General features: G+C 34.1%; 12 protein-coding genes. 7 read left to right on the top strand and 5 right to left on the bottom strand.

The features are described from left to right. Positions 1–1,314 carry a phenylacetate--CoA ligase family protein gene (locus QWY90_RS13990; protein WP_290286640.1) on the bottom strand — a complete coding sequence of 438 codons (1,314 nt, stop codon included), beginning with the start codon at positions 1,312–1,314 and terminating at the stop codon, positions 1–3. 57 nt (positions 1,315–1,371) lie between these two features. Continuing rightward, positions 1,372–2,763, bottom strand: coding sequence for a T9SS type A sorting domain-containing protein (locus QWY90_RS13985; RefSeq protein WP_290286638.1), 1,392 nt, complete (start codon positions 2,761–2,763; stop codon positions 1,372–1,374). A 115-nt stretch (positions 2,764–2,878) separates the two neighbouring features. Between QWY90_RS13985 and purD the strand changes: the two genes are divergently transcribed. Then, positions 2,879–4,153: a phosphoribosylamine--glycine ligase gene (gene purD / locus QWY90_RS13980; RefSeq protein WP_290286636.1), complete on the top strand. Its 1,275-nt coding sequence runs from the start codon at positions 2,879–2,881 to the stop codon at positions 4,151–4,153. Here the strand turns inward: purD and QWY90_RS13975 are convergent. After that, the gene (locus QWY90_RS13975) at positions 4,145–4,375 is read right to left on the bottom strand and encodes a DUF6341 family protein (protein WP_290286635.1); all 231 of its coding nucleotides are present in this window, start codon (positions 4,373–4,375) and stop codon (positions 4,145–4,147) included. The genes purD and QWY90_RS13975 overlap by 9 nt on opposite strands. 45 nt (positions 4,376–4,420) lie before the next feature. On the opposite strand from QWY90_RS13975, the gene QWY90_RS13970 reads away from it, so the two are divergent. After that, the gene (locus tag QWY90_RS13970; protein ID WP_290286633.1) at positions 4,421–5,350 is read left to right on the top strand and encodes a DUF6427 family protein; all 930 of its coding nucleotides are present in this window, start codon (positions 4,421–4,423) and stop codon (positions 5,348–5,350) included. Here the strand turns inward: QWY90_RS13970 and upp are convergent. After that, positions 5,345–5,998 carry a uracil phosphoribosyltransferase gene (upp, locus tag QWY90_RS13965; RefSeq protein ID WP_290286632.1) on the bottom strand — a complete coding sequence of 218 codons (654 nt, stop codon included), beginning with the start codon at positions 5,996–5,998 and terminating at the stop codon, positions 5,345–5,347. The two genes, QWY90_RS13970 and upp, sit on opposite strands and share 6 nt — an antisense overlap. 100 nt (positions 5,999–6,098) lie before the next feature. On the opposite strand from upp, the gene QWY90_RS13960 reads away from it, so the two are divergent. Together QWY90_RS13960 and QWY90_RS13955 are read left to right on the top strand one after the other, a co-directional pair. Next, a complete protein-coding gene (locus tag QWY90_RS13960) occupies positions 6,099–6,704 on the top strand; it encodes a DUF4254 domain-containing protein (protein ID WP_290286631.1) in 606 nt (201 codons plus the stop codon). Positions 6,705–6,838: 134 nt separating this feature from the next. Further along, complete coding sequence (locus QWY90_RS13955; RefSeq protein WP_290286979.1) at positions 6,839–7,837, top strand: glycosyltransferase family 9 protein; 999 nt, start codon at positions 6,839–6,841, stop codon at positions 7,835–7,837. A gap of 52 nt (positions 7,838–7,889) precedes the next feature. Here the strand turns inward: QWY90_RS13955 and QWY90_RS13950 are convergent, their stop codons facing one another. Continuing rightward, positions 7,890–8,945 carry a ferredoxin--NADP reductase gene (locus QWY90_RS13950; RefSeq protein WP_290286630.1) on the bottom strand — a complete coding sequence of 352 codons (1,056 nt, stop codon included), beginning with the start codon at positions 8,943–8,945 and terminating at the stop codon, positions 7,890–7,892. A 359-nt stretch (positions 8,946–9,304) separates the two neighbouring features. Between QWY90_RS13950 and QWY90_RS13945 the strand changes: the two genes are divergently transcribed. The 3 genes from QWY90_RS13945 to QWY90_RS13935 are packed head-to-tail and all read left to right on the top strand — an operon-like array spanning position 9,305 to position 11,904. Next, complete coding sequence (locus QWY90_RS13945) at positions 9,305–10,774, top strand: DUF5687 family protein (RefSeq protein WP_290286629.1); 1,470 nt, start codon at positions 9,305–9,307, stop codon at positions 10,772–10,774. Between the two features lie 23 nt (positions 10,775–10,797). Then, positions 10,798–11,496, top strand: a complete 699-nt coding sequence (locus QWY90_RS13940) for an ABC transporter ATP-binding protein (RefSeq protein ID WP_290286627.1) — start codon at positions 10,798–10,800, stop codon at positions 11,494–11,496. A gap of 39 nt (positions 11,497–11,535) precedes the next feature. Next, positions 11,536–11,904, top strand: coding sequence for a PH domain-containing protein (locus QWY90_RS13935; protein WP_290286625.1), 369 nt, complete (start codon positions 11,536–11,538; stop codon positions 11,902–11,904). The last annotated feature ends 128 nt before the right edge of the window (positions 11,905–12,032 follow it).

Here is a 12,032-nt window from a genome sequence, read left to right as displayed (position 1 = left end):
TTATTTTACTAAAGAAACAAACTGTTTTAATTTTCCGCTTTTACTGCGTTCTAATTTTTCTTTACGTGTGAATGAAAAAGTCAAACCACTTTCTAAATAGGTAGCGATGGCTTTTTCAATGTTTTGAATTTGAATTGACGTCAATTCTATTTCACTTACATAGTCGATGTCAAAAGTATTGATTTTGGTTTGTTTTATGACAAATTCTTTAACATTTCCGTCATCTTCTATTATGCTTTTGGTAACGTAATAAAATGTTAGTCCCGGAGATTTTTTCCCACTAGGTAAAAACGCAATATCATTGGTTCTACCAATTAGTTTCTTTAGGATTGGTTTTTTTGTGGTGCTTTTTTCATCTAAAATTCCAACATCACCAATATCATATCGGATAAAAGGATGTGCTTTATTGTATAAAGATGTAATCACAATTCGTCCCTCTTTTCCGTTAGGCAAAACAGTATTATCTTCATCTAAAATTTCTACAAACAAGGTTTCAGAATTCACTTGCCATTCGCCATTTGTATTCTGAAACGCAATTAAATCTAATTCAGATGCTCCATATTCATTGATAATTGGAATTCCAAATTGTTTTTCGAGCAAAAGTTTATCATCCTCAAAAAGCATTTCAGAAGTTACTATACAGCATTTCAGTGTTGGGCATATTGTAGTTAAGACAATATTTTTCTTTTGTAAAAATTTAGCAAATAAAACTATCGAACTTGTATATCCATTAATATAATCGAATTTTTTCTTTTGAAATTTGATTAAAAATTTTTCTAAAACTTTATCAGATAAATCAAAAATAGTAAATCGATACCGATGACTCAAAAAGTCTTTTATACGTTCTTTTTTGTTGCCAATAAAATCAAATGGGATTCCATAAAACCGAGCTTGTGAAGACGAATTAAAATCAAGTCCAAACCATCCAAACCGATAAATAATATTTGACCAAGTCAAGGCATGACAAAATTTATCTTTAGCAAAAATGAAGGGATCACCGCTTGAACCAGAGGTTTTGTTTACATAAACAGTTGATGAGGTAAATCCTTCTGAAAGTCTTTCTGATAGAGGCTTTTGAAATTGTCTCTTAGTCATTATTGGAAGTTCATTCCAATTTTCAAAGGATTTCAATCCAACAAATTCCTGATATGATTTGTTGTTTTTTAAATGATAATCAACAATTTCCTTTTTCTTTTGATTTACATAGTTTTCATAATCTACTTGAGAAACAGCTAGAATTTTATCCAATTCCTGTTGCGCTTCCTTCATAGGAAAACCATTTAACCGAAGCGATAGATTGAAAAGATTAAACATTACCATAAAAAAAGGGCTAACATTTGTTAGCCCTTAAAAATACTATTTTATTTGGAATTAATTTTTAAGAATTTTAACCACTTCTTTTTTATTGTTAGAGCTTAATTCGAAGAAATAAGCGCCAGTAGAAAGGGTAGAAATATCTATAGTATTCTCAATCCCATTTAATGATTTAGTCATAACAACTTTACCAGATAAATCAGTTACGGATAAATTTGCAGTATCAACATCTGGAGTAGAAATTGTTACTACTGAAGTAGCTGGGTTAGGATAAACTTTAAACTTAGCAACAGTTCCTGAATTATCAACACCTAATGTACCTGATAATTTAAAAATCCCTGCTGAGCCTAAAGGATCTCCATCACTGAAACCTGCACACCAACCAGTAGTTGCGTTTAAAAAAGCAGATGTTCCTCTTTGTTCTGTTCCGGCTGGCTCAAGGTCAGTCCAAGTTACTCCGTTGTTTGCACTAACAGATGTTCCAACCGGTGCCGCTTGAGAAGTCGCAACGATTGTAGTAGTTCCAGGAATATAATTAAGAATCTGACGCGTACCTGTAAATGGCGAACCGGATGTTGGGGTCCATGTAGTTCCTCCGTTTGTAGTTGTATAATAGGTGTAAACAGGTGTAGCAACGGTACCAGAGGTTTTTAATAAATAACCATTGTTTATATCACTAAAATGAACATTTCCACTATTTGCTGGTAAAGCCGCGCCAAAATCAGTCAAAGGTGCTTGAGCTACAGTCCAAGTTACCCCAGCATCATTTGTTCTGTACAAACGACCTTTATTTGTTGGGAACCACAAGGTATTTCCAACAGCAGTTGGAGTACTGTTGTAGCCATACTCACCATTTAATGGGTTTGGTAAGGCAGCAGCGGTTAGTTGAGTCCAGTTAGCACCACCATCAGTAGTTCTGTAAATTTCAAATTCTCCTAATCCTGAACCAATTGGATCACCATAAGCAATACCAACGTTAGCATTAAAAAAGTAAACTCCATTTAAAAAAGAAGAACCTGCTGTTTGAAAACCACTAGCTAATTGTTGATTCCAAGTAGAGCCACCATCAGTAGTTTTATAAATATACCCAACACCATTTTCTGGATCTCCAGTGATATTGTTTATTGCCGAAACCCAAGCTGTAGTTGCGCTAACAGGAGATATATTATTTAGTTCCCAAACCGTATTTCCTACATCTATGGTTCCTGTAGCCCATGAAGTACCACCATCTGTTGTTCTTGTAAATTCTTGAATGTTAAGAGTAGTTGGATGAGATGCATCAATTGGAGCACCATCATAAGCAAGAGCCCACACTGTAGTAGCATCAACAATACTAATCTGGTTCAAACCTCTGCTTGCAGCTGCAAAACCGGTACCTTGAGATGTCCACTGAGCGTTTATAGTTGAGTTTAAGGCAATTAAAGAAAAAGTAAGTAATAATTTTTTCATTGTTTTTAATTTTAAATAATTGGAAACAAAAATAGCATTTTTATTTCAACCACTTAATTTTTTAATAAATCTTTATTAGATAAAAGGTTATTTTTGCAATCAAAATAAAATAAAAATGGTCATCTTATTACTTGGCTCTGGCGGTAGAGAACATGCTTTGGCGTTTAAAATGGTACAAAGTTCAAAATGCTCAACACTTTTTGTTGCTCCAGGAAATGCTGGCACTGCAGCAATAGCAACAAATATTTCTATCAACCCAACCGATTTTAATACCATAAAAACATTTGCAATTCAAGAAAAGGTTGAAATGGTTGTGGTTGGCCCGGAAGATCCTTTGGTATCAGGGATTTATGATTTTTTTAAAAATGATTCAGCGCTAAATCACATTCCGGTTATTGGACCATCAAAAGTTGGTGCTCAATTAGAAGGAAGTAAAGAATTTGCCAAAGAATTTCTGGTTAAACACTCCATACCAACAGCAGCATATAATAGTTTTACAGCAGCTACTGTCAAAAAAGGGTGCGAATTTTTAGAAACATTACAACCTCCCTATGTTTTAAAAGCTGACGGATTAGCGGCAGGCAAAGGCGTTTTAATTATTCACGATTTAGAAGAAGCAAAAACAGAATTACAAAATATGTTGGTTCATGCCAAATTCGGAACTGCTAGTGATAAAGTAGTTATCGAAGAGTTTTTGGATGGAATTGAATTGAGTTGTTTCGTATTAACAGACGGAAAAAATTATAAAATCTTACCAACTGCCAAAGATTATAAACGAATTGGAGAAGGAGACACAGGTTTAAATACCGGCGGCATGGGAGCTATTTCCCCCGTTCCATTTGCAGATGCCCTTTTGTTAGAAAAGATAGAAACCCGAATTGTAAAACCAACCGTTGAAGGTTTGCAAAAAGACGAAATTGAATATAAAGGTTTTGTTTTTATTGGATTAATCATTGTTAAAGGTGAACCAATAGTAATTGAATATAATGTCAGAATGGGAGATCCCGAAACTGAAGTGGTAGTTCCAAGAATTAAATCCGATTTAGTCGAATTATTTCAGGCTGTAGCCGATGGGAAATTAGATGAAGTTTCGTTAGCCATTGATGAAAGAAGCGCCACAACAGTAATGATGGTTTCTGGCGGTTATCCGGAAGATTACGTAAAAGGTTACGAAATTTCAGGCCTAGACAAAGTTGAAGGTTCTATCGTTTTCCACGCAGGAACAAAACTTGAAAACGGGAAAGTAGTAACTAATGGCGGAAGAGTTTTGGCAGTTACCTCTTTTGGAAATGATTTCCAAGAAGCCATAAAAAAATCTTACCAAAATATAGACAAGCTACACTTTGATAAGATGTATTTTAGAAAAGATATCGGCTTTGATTTACTTTAAAAAAGAATGAGCCGTTGTATCTTGGTTTTCTTCGTTGTTGGCTTTATGTTTTGACAATTCTTTGCACCAGTATACGATATAATATCCACAAACAATCATCAATGTCCAACTAACAATGTTAGCCAACCACCAACTGCTTAACTCTAAAGAGCGTAAAAAATCAAGTGGTTTGAATAAAAAGTCTACAAATAAAGATTGAATGCCTTCAAAAAATGCTCTCATTTTATAAAATGTTATATTTACAGCACAAATGTATAAAATATCCTCATGATAACAAGCGTTTTTAAAAAATCTACACTACTTAATAATGCACTGGTGATAGTTTTGTTGCTGCTTTTCTTTTTTTTGTATCAGTCAAGTGATTTGTTAGCTACGATTGATTCAGTTGGATTCTCGAAAACAGCAATGCTAATTTTGTTATTATTGGCTTCCTTTTTCTTGGTAAATTTTACTGTAAAAAAGAACAACCTAACGAAAAACAGCAGTTATACGATTTTATTTTTCTTGCTATTTCTACTCATTTTCCCATCTATTTTTAATAATTTTAATTTATTGTTTGCCAATTTTTTTCTACTTCTGGCTATTCGAAGATTAATTTCTCTACAAACGTTAAAAGCGCCAAAAGAAAAGATTTTCGATGCTTCGATTTGGATTTTCATTGCCAGCCTGTTTCATTTTTGGTGTATTCTTTTCATTATCCTAGTATATGTCTCTATAATATTCCATGTTTCAAGAGATTATAGAAATTGGCTTTTACCATTTGTGGCATTTTTTGCAACAATAGTTATCTTTTTATTTTTGGCCTTGGCCTTTGACAAAACTTGGATTGATCATATTATAAATCAAACGCAAACTAATTTTCAATTAGATTATTTTACCAATAATTATCAAAATATAGCACTCTCGTTTTTTGTAGTTATTGGATTGTATTTTCTTTTATCGTTGGTTATTTCTTTAACAAATAAGCCACTGATTTTACAAGCTTCTTACAAGAAAATGATATTTGGATTTTTAATAGGAGTAACGATTTTTTTGATTTCACCAGATAAAAACAGTGATATGTTAATCTTCACATTTATGCCATTATCAGTAATGTGCACAACAAATATTGAATATTCACAAAGCAAAATATATCAGGAAATCGTGTTGCTATTACTTATGTTGGGCTGTTGTTTCAGTTACTTCTTCCAGCTATAATTTGCTTCCGTAAGCCAAATCGCCTGCATCGCCAAGACCAGGAACAATGTAGTTTTTCTCGTTAAGTTTTTCATCTATCGCCGCAATCCAAAGATGAAAATTATCAGGAAGATTTTTTTGAAGATAAGCAATTCCTTCCGGTGCAGCAATTACAACTGCAATATGAATTTCTTTTGGTTTTTGTTCCAAATGCAATTTGTGTAAAACCGCCACAATCGATTGTCCTGTAGCTAACATCGGGTCAATTAAAATCAGATTCTTATTTTCGAAAGATGGAGCAGCTTGGTATTCAACTAAAATATCAAATTTATCATCGTTGTCATAATGATGACGATAAGCCGAAACAAAACCGTTTTCAGCATTGTCGAAGATATTCATAAAACCCATATGCAATGCTAATCCGGCACGAAGAATTGAACATAAAACTACATTATCAGCAATAGTTGTGGTGTGTTTAATGCCTAACGGAGTTTGTACATCAATGTTTTTATATTCCAGCGTTTTACTCAATTCATACGCCATGATTTCACCAATGCGCTCAATGTTTTTTCGGAAACGCATGCTGTCTTTTTGGATGTTAACATCACGAATTTGTGCCAAAAAATGATTGAGGATACTATTGTTTTCAGAAATATTGTGAAGATGCATGAATGTGGGAATTTGTATGTTTAGGTAAAAGTATAAAAAACTATCTTTGTACACGAAACCTTTTGGTCAAATTGTATCAAATAAAATAAAATTTAAAAGTATGTTTTCAAAATTTGCCTATTCTATATTTGAACAAAGTATTAGGGATTATCACGTTTATGACAACGTAGATCAACCCGTAAATAACCCATATCCAAAAGAAAAAATAGAACATTTGTTGTATTTCAAAAACTGGATTGATACGGTGCAATGGCATTTTGAAGATATAATACGGGACCCAAATATTGACCCGGTTGCCGCTTTGGTTTTAAAAAGAAGAATAGATGCTTCCAATCAAGAGCGCACGGATATGGTAGAATATATAGACAGCTACTTTCTTCAAAAATACAGCAATGTCAAAGTAAAAGACAATGCAAAAATAAATTCCGAAAGTCCAGCCTGGACGATTGACAGATTATCGATTCTAGCTTTAAAAATTTACCACATGACAGAAGAAGCAACTCGTGCTGAAGCTTCACAAGAACACCGTGATAAATGCCAAGCTAAATTAAATGTACTGTTAGAACAAAGAACCGATTTGTCAACAGCCATTGATGATTTAATTACAGATATTGAAAACGGTGACAAATTCATGAAAGTATACAAGCAAATGAAAATGTACAACGACGACGATTTGAATCCGGTTTTGTATCAAAACAAGAAATAATATAAAAATTTAAACCATTAAGGTATTAAGAAAATTAAGAAGAACTTAATGAACCTTAATACCTTAATGGTTTTTAAAATTTAGCATAATTGTCAAACCCAATCCAACATATAGCTGTCATCCGATTATCTGCCATGGGCGATGTTGCAATGACAGTTCCTGTAATTAGAGCTTTGGTGGAACAGAATTCAGAAGTAAAAATCACAGTAGTTTCCCGACCTTTTTTCAAACCTTTTTTTGACGGAATTCCGAATGTGAGTTTCTTTGCTGTTGATGTCAAAGGAAGACATAAAGGTTTCCTAGGCTTATTGAAATTATACTCCGATTTAAAGCAATTAAACATTGATGCTGTTGCTGATTTACACAATGTGTTACGGTCACAAATTATCAGAACATTGTTTGCCTTAAGCGGAAAAAAAATAGCTTTCACAGATAAAGGAAGAGCAGCTAAAAAAGCCTTAACAAGAGCTGAAAATAAAATCTTCAAGCCAGTCAAAACCATGGTTGAAAGGCATGTTGAAACGTTCAAAAAGTTAGGGTTTACTATTGATTTATCGAATCCTAAGTTTCCTCAAAAGACTGTTTTGTCTAAAGAAATTGTAGCAATTACAAGCGAAAAAGCAAATCAAAAATGGATTGGAATAGCTCCATTTGCGCAATACGAAAGCAAAGTGTATCCGCAGGATTTGATGCAACAAGTTGTAGAAGAATTAGCATCTGATACAAATACTAAAATCTTCCTTTTTGGTGGCGGAAATAAAGAAATTGAGATTCTTAATTTGTTTGCCAACGGAAAAGAGAACGTAATAAATGTTGCCGGGAAACTAAATCTTAAACAAGAATTAGAGTTGATTTCCAATCTTGACACAATGCTTTCCATGGATTCCGGAAACGCACATATTGCTGCGATGTTGGGAATAAAAGTAATCACACTTTGGGGCGCCACACATCCTTTTGCCGGATTTGCACCATTCAATCAACCGTTTGAAAATTGTTTAGTTTCTGATAGAGAAAAGTTTCCAATGCTACCAACTTCGGTTTATGGAAATAAAAAAGTTTCAGGTTATGAAGAAGCGATGCGAAGTATTGCTCCCAAAACGGTTGTTGAAAAAATACAATCTTCCATAAAATAGAAAAACTCCCAATTAAGGAAGTTTTGTCTTTTTTCTTTTTTCTTTCTTCTAACTAAACATCATCATAATCCACATAAAGTTCCGCAGAGGTTGGATGCGCCTGACACGTTAAAATTAATCCTTCAGCAATTTCGCTATCCGTCAAAATCGAATTCTTTTTCATTTCGGCAGTACCATTAGTAATTCGCGCCAAGCAAGAACTACAAATACCACCCTGACAAGAATAGGGAGCGTCAATGCCTTGTTTTAAAGCCGCTTCGAGAACCGTTTGCTTTTGCGACATTTCGAAAGTAGTCTCTTCATCGTCAACCATCACGGTAATTTTGGTATGACCGGTATGACTTTCGGCAGCCTGGTTTTCATTAGCTGTTGATGTAGAAAACAATTCAAATTTGATGTTTTTTTCAGCAACATTGTTTTCCTTTAAAACAGTTGAAACCTGATTAATCATTTCTTCCGGACCACATAAATAAAATTTATCAAAGGTTTTTTCTTTGTGCTTATTATTCAAAACAAAATTCACAGTCGACTTGTCAATTCGGCCAAAAAGTTCGCCCTCAACTTTCGTCTGACTGAAAACATACTGCACAAAAAGGCGACCAACATATTTCAATTGCAGCTCGTGTAATTCGGAATGAAAAATGGTTTCTTCAGGCGTCTTATTTCCGTAAACCAAAACAAAAGTACTTTTTGGCTCGCTTTCTAAAACCGATTTTAAGATAGACATTACAGGTGTAATTCCGCTTCCGGCAACAAATCCAGCGTAGTTTTTTAGTTTTTCGCTACTAGGCTCAAAGGTGAATTTCCCTTCCGGTTGACCCACTTCGAGTAAATCACCCACTTTTAAATTCTCATTCGCAAATTTAGAAAAATGCCCGTTCTTAACAGATTTAATAGTAATTCGCAATTCGCCACTAGTAGGCGAAGAACAAACCGAATACGCTCGGCGTATTTCTTGTCCGTCTAAAGTTAACTTTAGGTTTACATATTGACCGGCAGTAAATTGATAAGCCGATTTTAATTCGGCCGGAATGTTAAAAGCAACAGAAATGGCATTAGCAGTTTCGTGCTTTACTTCTTTGATTTGTAATTTATAAAAGGCTGACATGAAATTGATTTTTTGCAAAGATAGTTTAAAATCAAAAATTGTCTTTTAGTAATGTGAAAAAGAATGTTGCTCCTATTGAGAGGTAAATATGGATAATTGCACAGGCCTTGTTTGTTATAGTTATATTCGTAGTGTATCCGATTTGAATGCGATGTGTGTCCGATGTGTATCCGATAAAAATAGTAAAACATCGCACACACATCGCACACACATCGGACACACATCGCACGCACTACGAATATAACCTTATGATAAGCATGGTAAAACCCTCACAAACCTGCTTCCCAAAAAAGACTTTTGCAATACTGTAACTTTTTTCTACATTTAGGAACTAATTCCAAAAACCAAAAACAATCACTATGTTTAAACACTTCATTTACCTCGAATGGAAAGCTTTTTTTCGTTCGGCTTCTTTTGCCACTAATTTAGCATTGAAAATAGTAATGGGTTTTGTAGCCGCCTATTTCATGCTTATTTTTATTGGCGCAGGTGTTGCGGTTTTCTTTTTACTAAAGGAAGATTTGCATCTGGAACCTTTGGCAACAGTCAATAAATACCTGATTTATTATTTGGTTGTAGATTTAGTGATTCGGTATTTTTTTCAAAAGATGCCGGTTACCAATATCAAACCGTTGTTGAATTTACCCATAAAAAGAGATACCATTGTCCATTTTTCTTTAGGGAAAACGAGCATTTCGTTTTTCAATATTTTACATGCTTTTTTCTTTATTCCGTTCACGATTGTTTTGTTAACTCACGGTTACGGATATCAGGCAATTTTATGGCATTTGGGAATGATGGCATTGATTTTTGCTAATAATTTTATCAATGTTTTGCTCAATAATAAGGATAGCGTTTTTTATTCCCTTTTAGCTGTAGTTGCGAGTTTGGGATTGGCTCAATACTATCAGCTTTTTGATGTAACCAAGTATACGCAACCTTTTTTTCAGGGAATGTACAGCACTTATTATTTGTTTCTGATTCCGATACTTTTAGCCATTGTAACCTATTACTTTTCTTTTGACTATTTCAAAAAGAACTTAAATCTGGATACCGGTTTAGCCAAAAAAAGCGATGAAGCCAAAACAGAAGACTTCACTTGGTTAAACCAATTTGGAACACTGGGCACTTTTCTCAAAAACGATATCAAACTTTTGAAACGAAACAAACGTTCCCGAACTACGGTTATCATGAGTTTTCTTTTCATTTTTTACGGCTTATTATTTTTTACAAATTCAATTGAGGCCTACAATAATCCGGCGATGCATGTATTTGCCGGGATATTTGTTTCGGGGGGATTTTTATTCACATTCGGACAATTTGTCCCAAGTTGGGATAGTGCTTATTATCAACTGATGATGAGTCAAAATATTCAATACCGGGAATACATCAGTTCAAAATGGTGGCTAATGGTTATTGGCACTTTGATTTCAACCGTGCTCGCTTCTTTTTATTTGTATTTTGGACTGCACATCTATTTGTTGATTGTGGTTGGAGCGCTTTATAATATTGGTGTCAATTCTCATTTGGTAATGCTTGGCGGTGCATTTGTTAAAACCCCAATCGATTTGACTATGGCTAATAAGGCTTTCGGCGATAAACAAGCTTTTAATGTAAAAACAATGCTAATTTCAATACCAAAATTGCTCGTGCCAATGCTGTTATATGCGCTTGGCTTTTATCTTTTTTCTGCTAATGTTGGGCTTCTTTTTGTAGCCTTAGCCGGAGTTCTGGGCTTCGCTTTCAGGAACAAAGTTTTTGCACAAATAGAAAAGATATATAAAACAGAAAAATACGAAACCATAGCAGCTTACAAACAGAAAAACTAAAACTAAAACACATACCAAAACACATGATACAAGTAAATAATTTAACCAAACGATATAATTTAGGGACAATGGTTTTAAACATGCCAGGTCTTGAAATTCCTAAAGGACAAAGCTTTGGATTAGTCGGAAATAACGGTGCTGGGAAAACCACTTTTTTTAGTTTGTTATTGGATTTAATTCAGCCAAGTTCCGGACACATAATCAACAACGAAGTACAAGTAGACAAAAGCGAAGCGTGGAAACCTTTCACAGCAGCCTTTATCGATGAAAGCTTTTTGATTGGTTATTTAACTGCCGAAGAATACTTTTATTTCATTGGCGATTTGCGTGGACAAAACAAAGCCGATGTTGACCTACTTTTGACAAAGCATGAAGAATTCTTTAATGGGGAAATCCTGAACAGCAAAAAGTATTTAAGAGATTTGTCTAAAGGGAATATGAAGAAAGTAGGCATCATCGCCACTTTAATTGGAAATCCGGAAGTGATTATCTTAGACGAACCTTTTGCTAATTTAGATCCAACAACCGTGAACCGATTAAAAATTATCATCAAAGAATTAGCCGAAAATCCTAACGTTACTGTTTTGGTTTCTTCTCACGATTTGGTTCATACTGTTGAGGTTTGTAACCGAATTGTAGCACTGCATTTGGGCGAAGTGGTGAAAGACATCCAAACATCGCCGGAAACCTTAAAGGAATTGGAAGCGTTTTTTGCGGTTTAAAATAAGCATACTAATTTCAGAAAAAAACAAGCTAAAATAATGGGAACTTACATTAACAATAATTTAATTAAAGACGAACACGTAGAATTAGAAACCACCTATCATTGGATAATTTTTTGCAATCTAAGAGCCCTTTTAACGTTATTTATTGCACCACTTATTGACAAATATTCTGATGAGTTCGCCATTACTAATCGACGTGTAATTATAAAGACAGGACTCATTAGCAGAAAAACATTTGAAATGAATCTTTCAAAAATTGAAAGTGTTAATGTAGATCAGGGAATATTGGGCAGAATACTGGGTTATGGCACCATTACAATTGTAGGTACCGGAGGTTCAAGAGAAGTATTTCCTAAAATTTCTAACCCAATAGAATTCAGGAAAAAATTTCAAGAATTGTCTTAAAAGCGTTAAAAGTCAATTCATATCAAAACAATCGTTGCTAACTTGATTAGTATCATCTTGTAGGCCTTTGCTTAAATGTATTTATCAATAATGGTAAAAACTTACCGCTAATTTTTTGCTATATCAAA

Origin of the sequence: Flavobacterium paronense (assembly GCF_030409795.1) — a bacterium.
Classification (GTDB): domain Bacteria; phylum Bacteroidota; class Bacteroidia; order Flavobacteriales; family Flavobacteriaceae; genus Flavobacterium; species Flavobacterium paronense.
The sequence above is the reverse complement of the archived record's forward strand: the minus strand, read 5'-3'. Positions and strand labels throughout refer to the sequence as shown.